The 21,779-nt window shown below is 66.7% G+C and carries 14 protein-coding genes; 4 read left to right on the top strand and 10 right to left on the bottom strand.

What is annotated here, in order from left to right; translation table 11 throughout:
• Positions 1 to 40 precede the first annotated feature (40 nt).
• From ACZY0R_RS23730 to ACZY0R_RS23715, 4 genes are all read left to right on the top strand, one after another.
• On the top strand, positions 41 to 682 hold the full coding sequence (locus ACZY0R_RS23730; RefSeq protein ID WP_488861693.1) for a hypothetical protein: 642 nt from the start codon (positions 41 to 43) through the stop codon (positions 680 to 682).
• A 60-nt stretch (positions 683 to 742) separates the two neighbouring features.
• Positions 743 to 1,381 carry a cytochrome b/b6 domain-containing protein gene (locus ACZY0R_RS23725; RefSeq protein ID WP_488861691.1) on the top strand — a complete coding sequence of 213 codons (639 nt, stop codon included), beginning with the start codon at positions 743 to 745 and terminating at the stop codon, positions 1,379 to 1,381.
• A complete protein-coding gene (locus ACZY0R_RS23720; RefSeq protein WP_488861689.1) occupies positions 1,378 to 2,220 on the top strand; it encodes a molybdopterin-dependent oxidoreductase in 843 nt (280 codons plus the stop codon). Before ACZY0R_RS23725 ends, ACZY0R_RS23720 begins: the two co-directional genes overlap by 4 nt.
• 325 nt (positions 2,221 to 2,545) lie before the next feature.
• Positions 2,546 to 2,827, top strand: a complete 282-nt coding sequence (locus ACZY0R_RS23715; RefSeq protein ID WP_488861687.1) for a hypothetical protein — start codon at positions 2,546 to 2,548, stop codon at positions 2,825 to 2,827.
• A gap of 113 nt (positions 2,828 to 2,940) precedes the next feature.
• Here the strand turns inward: ACZY0R_RS23715 and purL are convergent, their stop codons facing one another.
• The 10 genes from purL to ACZY0R_RS23665 all read right to left on the bottom strand — a co-directional run bounded on the left by purL (position 2,941) and on the right by ACZY0R_RS23665 (position 21,713).
• A complete protein-coding gene (gene purL, locus ACZY0R_RS23710) occupies positions 2,941 to 6,987 on the bottom strand; it encodes a phosphoribosylformylglycinamidine synthase (RefSeq protein WP_488861685.1) in 4,047 nt (1,348 codons plus the stop codon).
• A 403-nt stretch (positions 6,988 to 7,390) separates the two neighbouring features.
• On the bottom strand, positions 7,391 to 9,310 hold the full coding sequence (locus tag ACZY0R_RS23705; protein WP_488861683.1) for an alkyl/aryl-sulfatase: 1,920 nt from the start codon (positions 9,308 to 9,310) through the stop codon (positions 7,391 to 7,393).
• A gap of 80 nt (positions 9,311 to 9,390) precedes the next feature.
• Positions 9,391 to 10,059, bottom strand: a complete 669-nt coding sequence (locus tag ACZY0R_RS23700; RefSeq protein WP_488861681.1) for a TetR/AcrR family transcriptional regulator — start codon at positions 10,057 to 10,059, stop codon at positions 9,391 to 9,393.
• Between the two features lie 92 nt (positions 10,060 to 10,151).
• A complete protein-coding gene (locus ACZY0R_RS23695; protein ID WP_488861679.1) occupies positions 10,152 to 10,610 on the bottom strand; it encodes a (2Fe-2S)-binding protein in 459 nt (152 codons plus the stop codon).
• 16 nt (positions 10,611 to 10,626) lie between these two features.
• The gene (locus ACZY0R_RS23690) at positions 10,627 to 12,894 is read right to left on the bottom strand and encodes a xanthine dehydrogenase family protein molybdopterin-binding subunit (RefSeq protein ID WP_488861677.1); all 2,268 of its coding nucleotides are present in this window, start codon (positions 12,892 to 12,894) and stop codon (positions 10,627 to 10,629) included.
• Complete coding sequence (locus ACZY0R_RS23685; protein WP_488861675.1) at positions 12,891 to 13,331, bottom strand: hypothetical protein; 441 nt, start codon at positions 13,329 to 13,331, stop codon at positions 12,891 to 12,893. Before ACZY0R_RS23685 ends, ACZY0R_RS23690 begins: the two co-directional genes overlap by 4 nt.
• Before the next feature lie 27 nt (positions 13,332 to 13,358).
• Complete coding sequence (locus tag ACZY0R_RS23680; protein WP_488861673.1) at positions 13,359 to 15,206, bottom strand: GMC family oxidoreductase; 1,848 nt, start codon at positions 15,204 to 15,206, stop codon at positions 13,359 to 13,361.
• A 21-nt stretch (positions 15,207 to 15,227) separates the two neighbouring features.
• A complete protein-coding gene (locus tag ACZY0R_RS23675) occupies positions 15,228 to 17,789 on the bottom strand; it encodes a hypothetical protein (RefSeq protein ID WP_488861671.1) in 2,562 nt (853 codons plus the stop codon).
• A 62-nt stretch (positions 17,790 to 17,851) separates the two neighbouring features.
• The gene (locus ACZY0R_RS23670; protein WP_488861669.1) at positions 17,852 to 18,004 is read right to left on the bottom strand and encodes a hypothetical protein; all 153 of its coding nucleotides are present in this window, start codon (positions 18,002 to 18,004) and stop codon (positions 17,852 to 17,854) included.
• Positions 18,005 to 18,068: 64 nt separating this feature from the next.
• The gene (locus tag ACZY0R_RS23665; protein ID WP_488861667.1) at positions 18,069 to 21,713 is read right to left on the bottom strand and encodes a hydantoinase B/oxoprolinase family protein; all 3,645 of its coding nucleotides are present in this window, start codon (positions 21,711 to 21,713) and stop codon (positions 18,069 to 18,071) included.
• Positions 21,714 to 21,779 lie beyond the last annotated feature (66 nt).

Here is a 21,779-nt window from a genome sequence, read left to right as displayed (position 1 = left end):
TAACCTAAGCGGCACTTTCCACCGTTCCAGGAGTTCCAGGATGAAGATCGCTTCGCGCTTTTTGATGCGTACCGTGGCAGCCTCGGCCATGCTTGCCGGCGCGATGCTGGCTGCCGCCCCCGCCGTGCTGGCGCAACCCGCTCCCGCCGCCACGCCCACGGGCGTGCGGGGCACCGTGAGCGCGTTCTCCGGCGACACGCTGAAGGTGCGCACGCGTTCGGGCCAGGACCTGGAAGTGGGCCTGACCAAGGACACGGCGGTGCGCGCGGTGACGCTGGCCAAGGTTGACGAGATCAAGGCCGGCAGCTATATCGGCTCGGCCGCCGTGCCGCAGGCTGACGGCTCGCTCAAGGCGCTCGAAGTGCACGTGTTCCCGCCCAGCCTGCGCGGCACCGGCGAAGGCCACCGCGCCTGGGATCTCGGCAAGAACAGCAGCATGACCAACGGCACCGTGGGCAGCGTGGTGGTGAGCAATGGCCGCACCATCACCGTGAAGTACGCCGATGGCGAGAAACGCATCGTGATCCCGAACGACGTACCCATCGTCAACCTAGAACCCGGCGACCGCTCGCTGCTGGTCCCGGGCGCGCATATCGTGCTGTTTGCCAGCAAGGCCGCAGACGGCATGCTGACCGCGCGCTTTATCTCGGCCGGCAAGGCAGGCGTGGTGCCGCCGATGTAAGACCCGCGCAGGCCGGCTCCGTCCGGCCTGGGCCTGCCCCGTCCAACACATCCCTCCGCCATGCGCAAGCTACCCTCATCCAAACCCGCGCGGCGCGCCGTCGTCCATCCTCTGGCCGTGCGCGTGGCGCACTGGATCAACGCCTTCGCCATGATCTGCATGGTGATGAGCGGCTGGGCCATCTACAACGCCTCGCCGCTGTTCCCCTTCAAGTTTCCGGCCTGGGCTACCGTGGGCGGCTGGCTGGGTGGATCGATCGCATGGCATTTCGCGGCGATGTGGCTGTTGTGCGCGAATGCCCTGCTCTATCTGGCCTATGGCATTGCCACCCGGCACTTCCGCCGCCACTTCCTGCCGCTGAGCGCGCGCGGCGTGCTGCGTGACGCGTCGCTGGCCATCCGCTTGCGCCTGCCGCATCGCCCCGGCAGCTACAACGCGGTACAGCGGCTGATGTACGTGGCGGTATTGCTGCTGGGCGTGCTGGTGGTGGCCTCCGGCCTGGCCATCTGGAAACCCGTGCAACTGGACTGGCTGGCGGCGCTGTTCGGTGGCTTCGACATGGCACGCCATGTCCATTTCGTCGCCATGGCGGGCATCGTGGGCTTTGTGGTGGTGCACCTCGCGCTGGTCATCCTGGTACCGTCCACCTTGCTGCCGATGCTCACCGGGCGCGCCAATCAAGGAGACGCCAAAGCATGAGCGCCCCAGCCGACAAAACGCGCATCGTCCGCCTCGACGGCGAAACCGGCAACGCGGATCGCGCCGGAACCCGTATTGCAACTGCAACACCCGCCTCGCAGCGGGTCAACGCGGCAGACTTCAAACCCCAGCTGGCCCGGCTCCAGCGGCGCTTGTTCCTGCGTTCCTCGCTGTCGCTAGGCGCCCTGTCCATGCTGGCGGGCTGCACGCTGCAGGATGGGGACACCGTGGACAAGGTGCTGTGGTCAATGTCGCGCTGGAACGATCGCGTGCAGGGCTGGCTGTTTAATCGCAACCGCCTGGCGCCCACCTACGCGCGCAGCCAGATTACCCAGCCTTTTCCGTTCAATGCCTTCTACCCCGAGTACGACGTGCCCGAAGTCGACGGCGCGGACTATCGCCTCGAAGTCTCCGGGCTGGTAGCCGACAAGCGCGCATGGAGCCTGGCGCAACTGCGCGCGCTGCCGCAGGCGGGACAGATCACGCGCCATATCTGCATCGAAGGCTGGAGCGCAATTGGCGAATGGCGCGGCGTGCCGCTGCGGACCTTCCTGGAACGGATCGGCGCCGACACCACCGCCCGCTATGTTGGTTTCAAATGCGCGGACCGCTATTACTCCAGCCTCGACATGGCAACTGCGCTGCATCCGCAGACCCTGCTGGCACTGGATTTCGGCAGCGAGCCGCTGCCGGCCCAATACGGCTATCCGCTCAAGCTGCGGGTGCCGACCAAGCTTGGCTTCAAGAATCCCAAGCATATTGCGGCGCTCTTTGTGACCAACCAGAATCCCGGAGGCTACTGGGAAGACCAGGGGTACAACTGGTTCAGCGGGCTGTAAGCGGGATACCAACCTGGCCCATGTGGCGTACCGCAGGTGATGTGCCGCCTATCTCCTGCAGAAGCCGATGTGCCACATGGATCATGCGGTACGCCGGGATCACACCAGACGTCATTCCCTGAGCTGCCGCGTCCACCACGTCTCCCCGCAGCAACGCGAATGTGCTGCATAGCACCACGCCCGGGCGATAAGGCATTCCCTCCATGCCCGCACCTGAGTAAGATCAGGGAAATGCACCGCCCCCAGCATGGCCGGCGTGCACATTGCATCGCCCTCACCCGTGTGATTTCCCGCCGCGGGGGGCGGCATGGGAAAGAGTGAGTCTATGGCTTCAAGCAGCGCCTACCGGCAACTCTGGCACCTCACCTCCGAGGGTTGGGGCTACTGCGCGCTCGGCACCGTCAGCGACGATGGCCTGCCACCGGAATGGCGGTCCGTGCGGCCGATGCTGCCGCTGCGCGACCGCTACTCCGCCGTCAAGGCGGCACGCATGGTGCTGGTCACCATGCAGCTCCGGGGCGCGGCGCCGGCTTCTGCAAAGCAATCGGATCCGCAGCGGCCGTTGTATTACGTGTATCAGGCCTGGAGTAAGCAGATGGTGGCGTGACCGGCACCTGTTCCGTTTGCCCCTGACTTTCGCCATGTGCGCGCGTTAGCAAATGAAAAAGCCCGCGCGAGGCGAGCTTTCTCTTTGCTACCAGCGGGCCAGCGGCAATCCGCTCAACCCACCCACTTCCGCGCGTTGCGGAACATGCGCATCCACGGGCTGCCGCCATCCGCCACCTGCTTCCAGGCATCCGGCGCCCAGCTCATGGTGGCGGTGCGGAACACGCGCTCCGGGTGCGGCATCAGCACGGTGAAGCGGCCATCCACCGTCGTCACCGAGGTAATGCCGTCGGGCGAGCCGTTCGGGTTCAGCGGATAGGTCTGGGTGGGTGCGCCGAGGTTGTCCACGAAACGCAGCGCCACCTGGGCCTGGCCCTTGTCGCCTTGCTGCGAGAAGTCGGCAAAGCCTTCGCCGTGCGCCACCACGATGGGGATGCGGCTGCCTTCCATGCCGGCGAAGAAGATCGACGGCGAGGACTGCACTTCCACGGTGACGTAGCGCGCTTCGTACTGCTCCGACTGGTTGCGCGTGAACTTGGGCCAGGCGCCCGCGCCCGGGATGATCGGGGCGAGGTTGCTCATCATCTGGCAGCCATTGCACACGCCCAGCGCGAACGTATCCTGGCGGTTGAAGAAGGCGGCAAACTGCTCGGCCATCTGCGCGTTGAACAGGATCGTCTTGGCCCAGCCTTCGCCGGCGCCCAGCACGTCGCCGTAGCTGAAGCCGCCGCATGCCACGAAGCCGGAGAACTCGGCCAGGTTGGCGCGGCCCGCGATCAGGTCGCTCATATGGACGTCGTGCGTGTCGAAGCCCGCGCGGTCCATGCTGTAGGCCATCTCGATCTGCGAGTTGACGCCCTGCTCGCGCAGGATCGCCACGCGTGGACGCGCACCGGTTGCCACGAACGGCGCAGCAATGTCTTCTGCCGGATCGAAGGTCAGTACCGGCGAGATGCCGGGGTCCGCCGCGTCGAGCAGGCGGTCGTATTCGCTGTCGGCGCAGGCGGGGTTGTCGCGCAGGCGCGCGATGCGCCAGCTGACTTCGCTCCAGGTGCGCTGCAGCTCGCTGCGCGCGGCGCCGAACACCTTCTTGGCGTCGCGGTAGATCTCGATCTGGTCGGTGGTGTTGGGCTTGCCCACTACGTGGCTGCATGCCGACAGGCCAACCTCGCGCAGCACGGCGAACACGGCATCGCGCTCTTCCTGGCGTACCTGGATCACCGCGCCGAGTTCCTCCGAGAACAGCGCGCGCAGGGTCTGGTCGTCGCGGCGGCCGGAGATTTGCTGGGCCCAGTTCTTGGCATCGCCGAAGTCCTGCTCCTGGACCGGGTCCAGCGCCAGCATGTCGACGTTGAGCGACAGGCCGCAATGGCCGGCAAAGGCCATTTCCGCCAGGGCAGCCAGGAAGCCGCCGTCTGAACGGTCGTGGTAGGCCAGCAGCTTGCCCTCGCGGTTCAGGCGCTGGATCACGTTGAAGAAGTTCTTCAGGTCTTCGGCGTTGTCCACGTCCGGTGCGGTGTCGCCTACCTGCTGCGTCACCTGCGCCAGGATGCTGCCGCCCAGGCGGTTCTTGCCGCGGCCGAGGTCGATGGCGATCAGCACGCTGTCGCCGGCATCGGTGCGCAGCTGGGGGGTCAGGGTCCGGTCGGTGTCATCCACGGCGGCAAACGCCGAGATGATCAGCGAGACCGGCGCGACCACTTCCTTGTCGGCGCCGTTGTCCTGCCACTTGGTGCGCATGGACAGCGAATCCTTGCCCACCGGGATGCTGATGCCCAGCGCCGGGCACAGCTCCATGCCGACGGCGTGCACCGTGTCATACAACTTGGCGTCCTCGCCTTCCACGCCGCAAGCCGCCATCCAGTTGGCCGACAGCTTGACCTTGCCCAGGTCCTTGACCGGCGCGGCGGCCAGGTTGGTCAGCGCCTCGCCGATGGCCATGCGGCCCGAGGCCGGTGCGTTGATCACGGCCAGCGGCGTGCGCTCGCCCATGGTCATGGCTTCGCCGGTGCGGCCCTTGTAATCGAGCGTGGTCACGGCCACGTCGGCCACCGGCACCTGCCAGGGGCCGACCATCTGGTCGCGCGCGTTCATGCCGCCCACGGTACGGTCGCCAATGGTGATCAGGAAGGACTTGCTGGCCACGGTGGGGTGGCGCAGCACGTCGCGTACGGCCTTGTCCAGCGCGATGCCGGTCACGTCAACCGGCGGCAGGCTTTGCTCCACATGCCTGACGTCGCGGTGCATGCGCGGTGGCTTGCCCAGCAGCACGTCCATCGGCATGTTCACGGCATGGTGTTCCTTGAGCGCGGCGTCGACATGCGCGTCGACCAGCTGCAGCTGCTTCTCCTCGGTGGCGATGCCCACCACCGCGAACGGCGAGCGCTCGCGCTGGCACATGGCCTGGAACAGCGGGAAGGATTCCGGCGCCACCGCCATCACATAGCGTTCCTGCGACTCGTTGCACCAGATCTCGGCCGGGCTCATGCCGGACTCTTCCAGGTGCACCTGGCGCAGGTCGAAACGCGCGCCGCGGCCGGCGCCGTCCACCAGTTCGGGGAAGGCATTGGAAATGCCGCCCGCGCCCACGTCATGGATCGACAGGATGGGGTTGTCATCGCCGAGCTGCCAGCAGGCGTTGATCACTTCCTGCGCGCGCCGCTCCATCTCGGGATTGCCGCGCTGGACCGAATCGAAGTCCAGGTCAGCGGTATTGGTGCCGGTCGCCATCGAGCTGGCGGCGCTGCCGCCCATGCCGATGCGCATGCCCGGGCCGCCCAGCTGGATCAGCAGCGAGCCGGCGGGCAGTTCCTTCTTGTGCGTGTGGCCGGCGTCAATATTGCCGATGCCGCCGGCGATCATGATCGGCTTGTGATAGCCGCGCACGGTGCCGCCGACGTTTTGCTCGTAGACGCGGAAGTAGCCACCCAGGATCGCGCGGCCGAACTCGTTGTTGAACGCGGCGCCGCCGAGCGGGCCGTCGGTCATGATCTGCAGCGGCGAGGCGATGCGATCCGGCTTGCCGGTCACGCCGGGCTTGTCGGCGGGGTTGCGGTGCGCCACCGGCTGGGCCGCGTCGCGCGCGTTTTCCCAGCCTTCGACGGCATCGGGCAGCATCAGGTTGGAAACCGTGAAACCGGTCAGGCCCGCCTTGGGCTTGCCGCCACGTCCGGTGGCGCCCTCGTCGCGGATCTCGCCGCCGGCGCCGGTGGAGGCACCGGGGAACGGCGAGATGGCGGTCGGGTGGTTGTGCGTCTCCACCTTCATCAGCGTGTGGGTCAGCGCCTCATGGCGGTCGTACTTGTGCCCGGTGCCGCGCGGGAACCAGCGCTCGGCCACGTCGCCTTCCATCACCGCGGAGTTGTCCGAGTACGCCACGATCGACCCTTGCGGGTTGAGCTGGTGGGTATTGCGGATCATGGCGAACAGGGATTTGTCCTGCTGCACGCCGTCGATGGTCCAGGTGGCGTTGAAGATCTTGTGGCGGCAGTGCTCGCTGTTGGCCTGCGCGAACATCATCAGCTCGACGTCGGTCGGGTTGCGCTCCAGCCTGGCGTAGGCGTCCACCAGGTAATCGATCTCGTCTTCCGACAGCGCCAGGCCCATCTCGGTATTGGCCTGCGCCAGCGCGGCGCGGCCACCGGAGATATCGATGAAGCGCAGCGGCTTGGCGGGCAGTTCCTGGAACAGGCCGGCCGCGTCCTCACGCGAGGCCACCACGGATTCGGTCATGCGATCGAACAGGTGGGCCGCCACGGCGGCACGGGTGCCGGCGTCCAGCAACTTGCGCCCGCGCAGCAGGCCCTTCTTGCACACCACGGTGATCTCGATGCCACGCTCGATGCGGTGGACGTGCTCGAAACCGCAGTTATGCGCAATATCGGTGGCCTTGCTGGCCCACGGCGAAATCGTGCCGAAACGCGGGATCACCACAAAACGATCACCTTCGGCCTGTGCCTCGAAAGGCGCACCGTAGGTCAGCAGCGCGCCGATGCGGGCGCTGTCGTCCTGGGACAGCGGTACGTCGGTGTCGACGAAATGCAGGAACTGGCCGTGCACCGACTCGATGTCGGAGTCGATCCGCTTGAGGGTGGTGAGCAGGCGTTGCTGGCGGAAGGCGGAAAGCGCCAATGCACCGGGGAAGCACGAGAAATGCGCCATGGTCTGAGCGGTCGGGAGGGCAGGAGGTAGGGGCTGCTACCGGCCGGCGCCGCTGGTTGGGGCGCCGTGCTGGCGGGAAACCGGCATTATACCTTGTCGAAGGGGGTTTCCCGCGATGCAGCACGGGCAGCTTGGTGGACAAAGGCACAGGCGCCGCGAACGAGCCTCGCAGCCATCATGCGGAAGGCGCCTCGCCCGGCACAGCATGCCGCAAGCGGCACTTCAGTCCATCTCCCGCAGCCGGCACCCGATTGCCGTGCCATCTCCGCGCGCCCCACCGCGTTGCCGCGTCGCCGCCCGGGACCTGTTGTGCCGTGGAACACAACGGTGTGCCGGCGCCGGCACCCCTGCGCCGGCGAAGCGCCGGCGTCACCGCGGGCGCTGCTTTACGGGCGTGGCCGGCTCAGCGGTCGGGCCACGGCGCCGCATCCACCACCGGGAAGCTGCCGCTGAACTGGTCCAGCAGGCCCATGAAGCGCGGCAGCAGCGCTACGGCGCCGCTTAGCGAGATGCGGCCTTCGGCCATGGCCTCGGCAACGGTCCAGCGCCGCGTCAGCAGCCCGTCGAGCGTGTCGCGGGTGGTTTCGATGACCACGTCCGCCGAGGACGCCGCCTCCACCTGCAGGCTGCTCAGCGCGCAATTGGACAAGGTGCTCACCCACTGCTCGCCACTGTCGGTGAAATGCCAGCCGATGTGGCACGCCATGCCTTCGGCACGCTGGCCATGGATGCGCACCGCCAGCGCGTCGAACAACAGCTCGTTGCTCATGGCGTGCATCAGGGCGTTGGCCGGCGGCCCCTGCGGATTGGCCTGGGGCGGGCCTTCGCGATACTCGCGCGCGGCCAGCAGGTAGGCATTGCGCCAGGTCGCCGACTCGGCCTGGAAGCCCATCTGCTCCAGCGCCCGGGCCGCCAGCTCGCGCGCTGGAGCATGGTCGGGATGCGCGTAGACCGCGTGCTTGAGCACCTCCGCCACCCAGCGGAACTCGCCGCGCTCGTAGTCGGCGCGCGCCCTGGTCATCACCGCTTCGATGCCGCCCATGTATTCCAGGTGTTTGCGCGCGGCGGCCACCGGCGGCAGCGCGTGCAGGTTGGCCGGATGCGCGTCGTACCAGCTCAGGTAATGCTGCACGATCGCCTTGACGTTGTGCGACACGGTGCCGTAGTAGCCGCGCGTGTGCCAGCGCTTTGCCAGCGATTCCGGCAGTTGCAGCCCCTCGGCGATCTCGCTGGCCTTCAGGCCATGGCTCATCAGCCGCACGGTCTGGTCGTGGAGCACGCGGTACAGGTCGCGCTGCTCGGAGAGGAATTGCCGCGCGCGCCCGGCGCCCCAGGTCGGCCAGTGGTGCTGGGCCAGCACCACGACGGTACGCGGGCCGTAGCGGTGCAGCGCGCGATGCAGGTATTTGGACCAGGCCAGCGAATCGCGTACCTTCGCCCCGCGCAGCGGGCAAAGGTTGTGCAGGTTGTGGGTGGCGTTCTCGGCCAGGTTGAGCGCGCCTTCGGTCGGGATGAAAAGGTGCATCTCGGAGGGCGCCTCGGTCTCGGGCGTGAGCTGGAACTCGATCTCCAGCCCGTCGATCACGTGGACTTCATGTTCTGCCTCGATCGACAGCGTCGGCGCGATCAGCGTGGAGCGTCCCATCGGCAAGGTCTTGCCCAGCCCAGCATCCACCTGCGCCGCCGGCCCCTTGGCCAGCGTATGGCCAAACTGGAACTGCGCGCGGCGCGCCATTGCCACGCCGCCGATCACGTTCTCGGCAATGGCGTGGTGCATGAAGCCGGATGGCGCAATCACCTGGACGCGTCCGGCGCGCACGTCGGCTTCTTCCACCAGCCCCGCCACCCCGCCGAAGTGGTCGGCATGGCTGTGGCTGTAGATCACGGTGTGCAGCGTGCGGTTGCCGCGATGCTGCCGGTACAGCGCAAGCGCCGCGGCGGCGGTCTCCGGGCAGGTCAGCGCGTCCAGCGCGATCACGCCGGTGTCGCCTTCGATGAAGGTGATGTTGGCGATATCGAATCCCCGCACCTGGAAGATACGCGGCGTGACCTGGAACAGCCCGTGGATACGGTTCAGGCGCGCCTGCCGCCACAGGCTTGGATTGACGGTATCCGGCGCCTGCCCTGCATCGAGGAAACCGTATGCCTCCAGGTTCCACACGCCGTGGCCGTTGGCGCGCGCGACCCTGGCATCGGGGATGGTGCCGAGAAAGCCGCGCTGTGCGTCCTCCCAGTCCTGTTCGTCGTGCTCCGGCAGTTCGCGCGCCAGCAGCCGATGAAAGTCTGCCGTGGCCGCGTGGGCACAGCTTTGATTGTCCGCCATGGGGTCCCCCTTTTTGGTGACTGCGGGTTACTGCCAGCGCGGCACCCGCGCGCCGGGCAACATCTTCATCAGCCGGTTCGTCATTTCCCCTCCGCCCTCACATTGAGATAGGCCGACAGTGCCGCCAGCAACTCCACCTGCAGCGCGGGCGCGTCCAGCTTCAAGGGGCCGGGATCGGTCAGCGCTGCGTTGATCAGTAGGCCATACAGCATCTGGTGGGCGAACTCGAGACGCTTGCGCGCGGCGGCGGTGCCCCACCCGGGGCGGCGCGCCATGGCGGCGACGAAGTGTTCGCATCCTTCGATACGGGAGCGCGCCAGCGGCCAGGACGGCGAGGCTTCGCGGGCTGCGGGCGGCATGCGGCGCAGCTCCAGCACGGCGGCGGCGTACAGGCCACGGTGCTTGCTGAAGGAGCGCACCACCAGCGCGATCCAGTTGCGCAGGAATGCGTGCTCGCTCTCCCCCGCGCGTTCCGGCGCGGCAAAGAAGGCGCCGCCGCGCTGGCGCAGCAGGTCGGCCACCAGCGCGACCAGCACCTCGAAGTAGGCGTCTTTGCTGCGAAAGCGGGTGTAGAAAGTGCCGACGGAACAATCGATGGCTTGCGCGATGTCGCCTACGGTGACATCAGCCCAGTCGCGGCCTTCGGTCAGGCGCAGGCCGGCCTCGATCAGCGCCTGTTGCCGGTCACGGCTGCGTTGCTGCCGCGGCGGGGCAGCAAGTTCGTGGGGCAGTTCCGTCTCGGTGGGCATGGCGCGGAAACCTGAACATGAATTCGGGTTTCATTCTTGGTTGCGCCTTGCGTTCACGTTATCGGGAAATACCCTCACCGGGTGGCGGCGCCTCAGGTGCGCGGCTGCCCGGCAGCCCGGTGGATGGCCGCCCGGATCCGCGGATAGGTGCCGCAGCGGCAGACAATGCCGGACATGAACGCATTGATGTCGGCATCGCTGGGCTTCGGGATCTTTTTCAGCAGTGCGCTGGCGGCCATGAGCTGGGCGCTCTGGCAGTACCCGCACTGCACAACGTCGAGATCGATCCAGGCAGCCTTCAGGGCTTGCGCCTGCGCGCCGCGCAAGCCTTCGATGGTCACGATCCTGGTCTTTTCCAGCGACGAGACCTTGCGCTGACAGGCGAAGCCCCGGTCGTCGTTCATCTGTACCGTGCAGGCGCCGCAAATACCCACGCCGCAGCCATACTTGGTGCCGGTCAGCCCCAGTTCGCAGCGCAGCACCCACAGCAGCGGCGTGTCCGGATCGGACCGCACGGTCACCGCCTTACCGTTGATGTTCAGGGATAGCATGGTTCTCTCCCGCAGCTCAGGCAAGCTTCAAGGGCAATGCGCGCAGGCGCTGCCCGGTCAGCGCAAACAGGGCATTCGCCACCGCCGGCGCAATCGACGGCGTGCCCGTTTCGCCCACGCCCCGCGGATGTTCCTGGCTTGGCATGATGTCGGTTTCGATCGCCGGGCAGTCGTTGATGTGGATGACAGGAAATTCCTGGAAATTCCGCTGGTGCACCTGGCCGTGGTCGATCGTGATTTCTTCGTACAGCGCGGCCGACAGGCCAAAGATGATCGCGCCTTCCAGTTGCTGCCGGATCAGGTTCGGGTTCACCGGCGTACCGCAATCGATCACGCAGACCACCCGGTGCACACGCACCCGCTTGTCCGGCGCCAGCGATACCTCCGCCACCTGCGCGACGATGCTGCCGTAGGCCTCATGCAGCGCCACCCCGCGCGCGCGCGCGGCGCCGTCGGTAGCCAGCCCTGGCGCCCGCCCCCAGCCGGCCAGTTCCGCAGCGCGCCGCAACACGGCCAGGTGGCGCGGGTGCTTTGCCAGCAGGCCGGCACGGAACGCCACGGGATCCTTGCCAGCCGCTGCCGCCAGCTCATCGATGAAGCTCTCGGTAAAAAAGGCCTGGTGCGAATGGCCGACCGAGCGCCAGAAGCCCACCGGCACCGGCAGGTCGACAATCACGTGGCCGACCCTCGCGTTCGGCCATTCGTAGGGCAGGTCGAATGCCCCTTCCGTCGTGGTCTTGTCGATGCCAAGGCGAGGCAGGCCAAGCAGGCGCGACAGCGCGCCCGGCACGATCGCCTGGCTGGCCGACGTGTTGTGCCAGGCTTTGAGGTTGCCGGCGCCATCGAGCCCGGCCTTGAAGCGCGAGACGCAAGCCGGCCGATAGAAGTCGTGCGTGGTGTCCTGACTGCGCGTCCAGATCGTCTGGACCGGCCTGCCGCCCCCTTCGCGCGCGATGGCCGCCGCCTGGGAGATGAAATCCACCTCCAGCCGCCGCCCGAACGCGCCGCCGACCAGTTGCGGCTGCACGTCGACCCGTTCGACATTGAGCGCGAGCACCCTGGCGACCGCTTTGCGCGCCAGGCCCGGCAACTGCGTCGAGACCCAGACCCTGGCCGCGCCGTCGCGAACCTGTACCGTGCAGTTGATGGGTTCCACCGCGCCATGCGCAAGGTAGGGCACGCTGTACTCCGCGTTGAGCGTTTTCGCGGCGGACTTCAACGCGGCATCGACGTCGCCGTGCCGGTAATAGGCGTGGCCGTCGGATTCATCCAGCGCCTGCGCCAGACGGCGGCTCACGTCCGCGCTGGACAGCGCGGCGGCGGGACCGTGGTTCCACACGATCTTGACCGCATCCAGCGCGGTCATGGCCCGGTACGCATTGTCGGCGATCACCGCCACGCCGCCGGTGCCGCCGTTGTAGCCATCGACCGCGAACACCTTGACGATGCCCGGCAACGCGGCCGCGGCCGAGCCGTCGAAGCTCGCCACGGTACCACCCAGCGTCGGGCACATCGTCACGCTGGCGTACAGCAGGCCCTCGGGCAGCACGTCGATGCCAAAGCGCGCGGTGCCATCGATCTTGGCGGCGGCCTCGATGCGCCGCATGTTCTTGCCGATCAGCCTGAATTCGGATGGCTCCTTCAGCGCCACCTTCGCCGGCATCGGCTGTTTGGCGGCCTGCGCCGCCAGCTCGCCGAAGGTGGCCGTTTTGCCGGAGGTGTGCAGCACTTTGCCGTCCTGCGCGCGGCACTCGCCCACAGGCACGTTCCACTGCGCGGCGGCGGCGCCGATCAGCATCGCGCGGGCGGATGCGCCGGCCTCGCGCATCGGCTCCCACAGGTCGTTGACGCTCGACGAGCCGCCTGTCACCATCTCGCCGATCTCGCGCATGAGCTTGCGGGTGAACCAGACCGCCGCTTGCCTGACCACGCCATCGTCGTCCGCCCGGAACGGGAGATCATCGACAACGACTTCCAGGTTGTTGTAGATCCTGTCCACGGGCGCATGCTCGACCTTCACCTGCGCCCAGTCCGCGTCCAGTTCGTCGGCCAGTACCATGGCCAGGCCGGTGTGCACGCCCTGCCCCATCTCCGTGCGGCACATCATGATGGTGACGCTGTTGTCCGCGGCGATCTTGACCCAGCCGTTAAGACCGACCTGCGTGCCGACCGCCGGCAACGGGGCTGACGTCGTCAGGCGCTGGCGCGGCGGCAGCACCGACCAGCCCACCAGCAGCGCACCGGCGGCACCAATGCCGCCAAACAGGAAGGTCCTGCGCTTCATGATGGTCGGAACACAAGGGAAAAGTCGATCAGGCGATGCTTGTCCCAGTACACAACGCCAAGATAGGCATCCGGCGCGATGCAGCGGATCTCGTCCCGTATCCAGTGCGCCACGACCGAAGTCTCGGAATAGTCCAGGACTATGCACTCCTTCTGGTCGAGCCAGCTTTCGCCCTTGTGCACCTTCGCCAGTATGGCTTCGAGGCCGAAGGGCGATATCTTGTTCTTGAGCACCCCGCGCCCGGCGTCGAAGACTTTACCCTGCCAGGCGAAAAGATTGATCATCTTTGCGATGCTCTCGCTGAACACCGTGCCGGGCGAGATGATCGCCGTGCCCGTGGCTTCGCCATCCGGAATTTCTCCGGCCGGACTGTTGCGGAACAATTCGTCCAGCTGTTCCTGGCTCATCGCCAGCAGCTTGCTCACGTCGTAGGCCATCTTCCACCTCCCTTGTCGATCGGCTGCCTATGCGCCCGTTGTCGTCTCGTTCAAGATGACATCGGCCGCCTTCTCGGCGACCATGCAGATTGCGCTAGCCGGGAAAAAGCCAGGAATCCTCGGAAAAACGGAGGCGTCGACGACACGCAGCCGGCGCGCTCCGTGCACGGAAAAACCACTGTCGAGCACACCGCCCGCCTCGCGCGGGCCGATGGCGCAGGTACACGATGCGTGGTGCCCCCACGCGTTGTCGCGCACATAGCCAGCCAGCTCCGCATCATCGCGCAGGTGGGCGCCGGGAAGCTGCTCCTGCGCGATCACCCCGCGCTCGGCCAGCGGTACGGCCAGCTTGCGCACAAAGCGGATGGCTTCTATTACCGCGCGCATATCCTCGTCCGAGGCGGCATCGCCCTCCTCGAAATAGTGGAAGTTGATCAGGGGCGTATCGAGCGGATTCGCGGACCGCAGCAGAACAGTGCCCGCGCGATTCTGCGTGTGCGCCTTGAGTATGGCCCAGGTGAGGATATCGTCGCTCTGGGCGAACACCTTGGAATAACCCGGAAAATAGCCGGCAAAGTGCTCGACCAGCGCCATGCAGAAAATATCGGGCACGGGAAGTCCTTTGCGCGAACGCCTTGCCACCGCGATCGCGACGCCGTTGGAAGTGTAGACGCCGTCGCGCAGGTCGCGCCAGCTGCAATAGGCCGGGTCGTCCCTCTCGAAGCGGGCGCCGTTCAGTATCTGCCAGGGCCGCTCCATCCGGCTCACGACGCCCACCTCATAGCGGTCCTGGAGGTTGCGGCCGACCCCCGGCAGATCTACCCGGACGGGTATGCCATGCTCGCGGAGGTGCCCGGCGGGACCAATCCCCGAGAGCATCAGCAATTGCGGCGTATTGAACGCGCCGCCCGCCAGGATCACCTCGCGGCGCGCGCGCACTTCCTGCCGTACGCCGGGCGCCGGATTTGGCGAGACGTGCGCCTGGTAGAGATGCCGCCCCTTGAGATATTCGACCCCGACCGCGGTGCCGTTCGCGTCGATCAGCACCCTGGTCGCCAGTGCGTCCAGTTCGATATGCAGCCGCGAGGGAAAGCGGCCGGCGACTTCCAGCACCCGTTCGCGCGTGCCGGTGCGGGCATGGCCGCTGGTCGTCATCGGCGTATAGCACACGCCATCGAAACATCGTCTTCCCCAGATCCTGGAATTCGGGTCGCCCTGCCACCGGAAGAAGCGCAGCAAGGCATGGAGCCGCCTCGGCACGCTGCGCGCGGCCATCTCCATCGAGCCGAGAATCAGGCGCGTCAGCGCGTCGTCGGTGAGCGCCTGCAGGGGAAACGCGCGCTCCGTGCTGAGCCAGCCGTCCCAGCCGTGGGCAGTGGGATCGAAACCCAGGCGGCGGGCAAGCGCCCACAGCGGACGGTGGCGGCATTGCTCCAGCCGCTTGGCATAGCGGCGCATGCGGCTGGCCTTCCACGAGCGGTCGCCGGTCAGCGCGGCAATGCCGTCCCAGTCGGAATCATGGGGGTAGAGAAAGATCATCGCGTTGTGGGCGGTGCAGCCGCCCAGGGTCGCGGCCCTTGGATAGAGCACGCCTTCGCTGCCGCACTTGGGGTCGCGCCGTTGCTGCGCATCGTCCGCGTAATGGCGCACGAAGAAATTCCAGCTCATCGCGGGATTCTCGGAGGCGCAGGCGTGAAACGCCGGCACTTCGTAATCCTCCGGCAGGCACGCCGCCCCATGCTCGCGCGCATCGCAACCTGCCTCGATCAGGAACACGCGCATGCCCGCTTCAGCGAGCCGCGCGGCGAGCGTGCCGCCGCCCGCGCCGGAGCCGACGATCACATAATCCCAAGCTTCCTCGCCTTGAGCAGACATATCCCCGCCGCGCAGTCTTCATCAGAAGGTCTTGAGAAAGGCAATCAAGGCCCGCTTGTCCTCGTCGCTCAGAACCGGTTCCTGCCCGAACGATTGCTCATCGGCGCTCAGGCCGGCCTGGTTGTTGAACTCCGCCGTGCCGAAGTAGTGGCCGCGATTCACCACGAAATCCGGGCACTTGCTCAGGCTCAGCATGGGCTTGACCAGGTTGGCGTAGGTCTTGCGCAGATCGTCGTCGGTGGCGCCCTCGGGTACCGAAGCCAGGTCGGACTTCAGCTTGACCGCAAGACTCACCACCTTGGCCGCGTGGTCGGCCTTTGCACCGGTTTCGCTGCTCTCCGCCAGCGGCTGGATATTGGCGATCAGGTTGACCGGCATCTGCCTGGGCGCTGGACCGATGGTCACATCGCCTCCAGCCCCTACCAGCCACGGCGCGAAGCGGTGCATGAAGCCTTGCAGCGGCTTGAGCGCATCCGGCACGAAGCCCGCCGGGACAGTGATCTGGCTGCGCTCCGTGGTGCGGTCGATCACGCCGGGTACCTTGGTCCCCAGGACCTCGTCGTGCGCGCGTTTTTCCGGCCAGAGCAATTGCTCGATGGAGGCGTCGAATACCTTCACCCGGCTCGCCACGGAAGGATCCTCGCTAAACGGCCCGAGCGCATTGTTGAGGAACAGCGGCGCAGTCGACCACACGCTGATCAGCGAGGGCACACGCGTGTAGCCACGCCCGCCGGCTGGCATCCGGTACTGCCACCGCTCCCCGGTGAACGGGTCATTGAGCGTGATGGTGCCAACCGACGGCAGCGTCTTGTAGGACTCCGACGAAAAGTTGTCCCAGATATTTCCCCGCAGCGCATTGGTCGCCAGCGGACTGCATGCATTCGTGCGAAGCAGCGTGACGGGAACGCGCGCATCGGACGAAAGATAGTTGCCCTCCAGGAAGTCCGGCGCATTGACGACCTTGCGCATCTGCGCCTTGAATTCGTCCGTTTGCGTCCATTTCCAGTACCGCATGAAGCACGCGAGGTAGTTCGGCCCCGCGCAGTTCTGCAGGTTCAGGCTGGCCGGTGGCGGCGGCGCCTTGCTGGAATGACAGCGTGCGCAGGTATCGGCAAACACGTTCTTGCCCTTTTCAAGCAGCGCGGCGCCGGCCGGCGATGACACGTCTGCCAGGAATGACGCGCCGCCCGGCGCATCGCCCAGGTGGTCCGGCGGGGTCGATTTCAGCAGGAACAGCGCCGTATTGAAGGTGCCGGCTTCCGTCGCCTTCCAATAGCTCGAGTTCTTCTGCGCCACGGAGAGTTCAATGGGCGTGATGGACTTGCCGCCGAGGATAGGATTGAAGTGCAGCAGCCACTCCTCGCTGAACAGCCCGATATTCAGGTACACCCGGTTCAGGGCGCCCAGCACGCCGACCGAGTCGGCCCCATCCTTGAGGACGTGCGGCGTCCATACCGTATCGGGCGGCGCGTAGAACTGCGTCAGCGCGCCGCTCTTCACGAAATCGTTGATCTGCCGGTTGTTAAGCTCGCCGCCGGCCAGCTTCTCCTGCCCGATCCGCTTCGCCACGCCCATGCGCGCCATCAGGTCGTAGAGCGCGTTCATGGTCCTGGGGTTGTTGATGTTGTCCGTGGAGACCAGCGAGGTATCCATGGCGCCCGGCCTGAACGTATGGACGAGCTGGAACATGAAATTCTGCTGGCCTTCGCGCGTCGATGCGTTGTGGATGAAGAGCCGGTCCACCCACATATACTGCGCGCCCACCGTGGAGCTCAGGTCGGCCCATTTCGGATGCGCGGGGTCCGCTGGCGGATGGACCGGGCTGGGGCCCGCGTGGCAGAAGCCGCAGGCCATGCCCACGCGATAGGGGCGCACCAGGTCGGCTCTGTTGTAGTAGGCCGGATCGGTGTAATAGCGCTGCGGATCCCACGCCTTTGCAGCCTTCTCATCAAAAGCCGGATTGGGAAACAGGCGCAACCCGACGATGCCGGTGGGATAGCCGTAGTAGGAGCCGACCGGGAGCTTCGCGCCGTTCGAGAAGGTGGTGCCGCGCGCGCCGGTCCTGACCCCTGGGTAGGCCTGTTCGTTCTCGAACGGATCGGCCGGGCAATCCTTCACCCGTTGGTCGAGCCATAGCCCGAAGCGTTGCGGATCGGGCGCGACGGGCTTTTCGAAACAAGGCTCGTTGACCAGGCCGAGGTAGCTCCAGCGGGTGTCGCGCGAATATCCCTGGCCGGGATGCGAGCTGATGGACTTGAGCAGGTCGAAGGCGCCGAACGTGAAGTTCGTCATGTCGTCCCAGAACCTGTCGTTGCCGCCACTCCAGACGAGCCACATATTGCGGCCCATGACCTCTTCCCTGGTCAGGGCGACGCCACGATCCATATCGTGAAAATAGTCTTCCGCGGCGTGCCGGAACGATTCCGCGCCGCGGCCCGCCTGCTGCGCCTCGTCCAGGACGTGACCCGGTTCCGGTTTCGAACACCCTCCCGCGGCGATCGAGCCAATCAACGCAATAACCAGAACGATAGCTCTGCTGCCTGGATTCACCGCCGCCCCTCCCTGCACAAGGGAATCGGCCATTTATCGCACTATGGCCTTGCACCCCGGAGTCTTGATAAACCTAGGAATGACCTGAGGATAAGTCAAGGAAATTGCTGCAACGCGGTTATTTCAGCGTCGTCGCCAGGAGTGCCGGAGTTGCCGAAAATGGTGGATCTGAAAATCCGGATGACGGCCTTGAGGCCAAGTGACGAAAGACGGATCTGTTCGACGTTGAATTCTGTTTCGCGCGCCATGAATGGCAACGAGCCGAAGCGCTCTCGCTTCGGCTCGCGGAAACATCGAAGACGTTCGCGGCCCCTACGCGGCCCCGAAGCCGCCGCCCCCCGGCGTTTCCACCACGAAGATATCGCCCGCCTCCATCTCGCAGCGGCCGACATGGCCCAGCGCCTCCTCGCTGCCATCATGGCGCACAACGTAGTTGCGCCCCACGGCGCCGGGGTCGCCGCCAGCCATGCCGAACGGCGCATGCAAGCGGTTATTGGACAGGATCGACGCCGTCATCGGCTCAAGGAAGCGAACCTTGCGAATACCACCGTTGCCGCCACGCCACTGCCCGGCACCACCCGATCCCGGCCGGATTTCATAGCTTTCCAGCCGCACCGGGAACCGCCATTCCAGCACCTCCGGATCGGTCAGGCGCGAGTTGGTCATATTGGTCTGCACCACGTCGCAACCGTCAAATCCCCGCCCGGCGCCGCTGCCGCCCGAGATGGTCTCGTAATACTGGTAGAGATCGTTGCCGAAGGTGAAGTTGTTCATGGTGCCCTGGCTGGCGGCCACCACGCCCAGCGCGCCGTAAAGCGCGTTGGTGATGCAGGAGGAGGTCTCAACGTTGCCGGATACCACCGAGGCCGGATAACGCGGATTCAGCATCGAGCCCTCGGGAATGATCACCCTGATCGGCTTGAGGCAGCCGGCATTGAGCGGGATATCCTCGTTGACCAGCGTGCGGAACACATAGAGCACGGCCGCCATGCACACCGCGCGCGGCGCATTAAAGTTGTTGGGCAACTGCGCCGACGTGCCGGTGAAGTCCACCACCGCTTCGCGCCGGACCTGGTCTACGGTGACGCGCACCCGGATCTGGGCGCCGTTGTCCAGCGGATAGCGATAGGCGCCGTCCTTGAGCGCGGTGATGACGCGGCGCACGGCTTCCTCGGCGTTGTCCTGCACGTGCCCCATATAGGCACGCACCACCGGCAGGCCGAACTGCACCACCATCTTGCGCAATTCCTCCACGCCCTTGGCGTTGGCCGCCACCTGGGCGCGCAGGTCGGCCATGTTCTGGTCGATATTGCGGGCCGGGTAGCGTGCGCCGGCCAGCAGCGCGCGCATGCCGGCATCGTCGAGCACGCCGGCCTTCACCAGCGGGAAGTTGTCGATCATCACGCCTTCTTCCTCGACCGCCGTGGAGTCCGGCGGCATCGAGCCCGGCGTGATGCCACCGATATCGGCGTGATGGCCGCGAGAGCCGACGTAGAAGAGAATCTCCGCGCCGGCCTCGTCGAAGACCGGCGTGATCACCGTGACGTCGGGCAAGTGCGTGCCGCCGTTGTACGGATCGTTCAGCACATAGACATCGCCGTCGGCCATGCGCCCGGCATTGCGCGCGATCACGGTCTTGATGCTTTCGCCCATCGAACCAAGATGCACCGGCATATGCGGGGCGTTGGCGATCAGGTTGCCGTCGGCATCGAAGATCGCGCAGGAGAAGTCGAGCCGCTCCTTGATGTTCACCGAGTACGCCGTGTTCTGCAGGCGCTGGCCCATCTGCTCGGCGATCGACATGAACAGGTTGTTGAACACTTCCAGCATCACCGGATCTGCGTCGATGCCCATGGCGCGCCGCTGGGGACGCGGCACGGCGCGGGTCAGCACGAGGTGGTCGCGCGCGGTCAGCTCGGCCTGCCAGCCGGGCTCCACCACCGTGGTGGCATTCCGCTCGGCGATGATGGCCGGTCCAGGCAGCACGTCGCCGGGCCGCAGCGCATCGCGCGGGAACAGCCCGGTATCGTGCCAGGTGCCACCGCTGAACATGCGCACCTGCTCCGCCGGCACCGGGCCGCCTGCGCGCGGCGGCGGCTCGGGCGGCTTTTCCTCGGGCGGTTCGCTGCTGCCGATGGCTTCCACCGACACGGCTTCCACCACCAGCGGCTTGCCTTGCATCAGGAAGGCATAGCGCTGCCGATAGGCCGCATCGAACGCGGCCTGCATGGCCGCCTGACTGCCGAACGGCACCACCAGCGCCGAATCCGTGCCCTCATAGCGCAGGTGCGCGCGGCGCACCACGTCGATCTGCGCCTCGGCCACCTCCTGCTCCAGCAACTCCCGGCGTGCCTCGCCCGCCAGCGCATCGAGCACAGCCTGCAGCACGGGCAGCGCCGCATCGTCGAGCCGTGCCTCCACCGCCCGCTCGCGCATCGCGGTGCGGTCGGCCAGCCCCATGCCGTAGGCCGACAGCACGCCGGCCAGCGGGTGCACGAACACGGTCTGCATGCCAAGCGCGTCCGCCACCAGGCAGGCATGCTGGCCGCCCGCGCCGCCGAAGGTGGTCAGCGTGTAGCCCGTCACGTCATGGCCGCGTTGCACGGAGATCTGCTTGATCGCATTGGCCATATTGCCCACGGCGATCTCGATGAATCCCTCGGCCACCTGCTCGGCGCTGCGCGCATCGCCGGTGGCGGCTGACACGGCTTGCGCCAGCGCCGCGAACTTCGCCACCACCGCATCGCGATCCAGCGCCGCATCGGCGCGCGGGCCGAACACCGCGGGGAAATGGCGCGGCTGGATCTTGCCGAGCATGACGTTGCAGTCGGTCACCGCCAGCGGGCCGCCGCGCCGGTAGCTCGCCGGCCCGGGATTGGCGCCAGCGGAGTCCGGGCCGACACGGAAGCGGCTGCCGTCGAAATGCAGGATGGAGCCCCCGCCCGCGGCCACCGTGTGGATGCTCATCATGGGCGCGCGCATGCGCACGCCCGCCACGCTGGTTTCGAACACGCGCTCGAAATCGTTGGGATGGCTGCCGTTGAAATGCGAGACATCGGTGGACGTGCCGCCCATGTCGAAGCCGATGATGCGCCCGAAGCCGGCGCTCTGCGACGAACGCACCATGCCGACGATGCCGCCGGCCGGGCCGGACAGGATGGCATCCTTGCCCTGGAAGCGGTGCGCATCCGTCAGGCCGCCGCTGCTCTGCATGAATTGCAGCCGCACGCCCGGCATCTGCTGCTCCACCTGTTCCACGTAGCGGCGCAGGATCGGCGACAGGTAGGCATCCACCACCGTGGTATCGCCCCGCGAGACCAGCTTCATCAGCGGCGACACCTGGTGCGACACGGAGATCTGTGTGAAGCCGGTCTGCCGCGCGATCCGCGCCGCCGCCAGCTCGTGCGCCGCCTGCCGGTAGCCGTGCAGGAACACGATGGCAATGGCGCGGATGCCGCTGTCGAACACGCGCCGCATATCGGCGCGCAGCGATGCCTCGTCCAGCGGCGTCACCGTTTCGCCCTGCGCGTCCAGGCGTTCGCCCACCTCCACCACTTCGCGGTAGAGCAGCTCCGGCAGCACGATATTCAGGTCGAACAGCCGGGGCCGGTTCTGGTAGGCGATGCGCAGCGCATCCCGGAAGCCACGCGTGATGAACAGCGCCACCGGCTCGCCCTTGCGTTCCAGCAAGGCATTGGTCGCCACCGTGGTGCCCATCTTCACCACTTCCACCTGCGCCGGCGTGACCGGCTCGCCGGCAGCCACCCCGAGCAGGTGGCGGATGCCGGCCACGGCGGCGTCGCTGTATTGCTCCGGATTCTCGGACAGCAGCTTGTGCGTGACCACCGTACCGTCCGGCCTGAGCCCGACCACATCGGTAAAGGTGCCGCCGCGGTCGATCCAGAATTGCCAGCGGCGACGTTCCGGAACATGGGCGGCGGAGGACGGCAGCGACATACTGGAGCTTCCTTGCAGGGGCGTAATGGCAATGTCGGGGAAAAACCTGGAACGTCAGGCAAGCGA

Source organism: Cupriavidus sp. F041 (genome assembly GCF_057814235.1).
The sequence above is the reverse complement of the archived record's forward strand: the minus strand, read 5'-3'. Positions and strand labels throughout refer to the sequence as shown.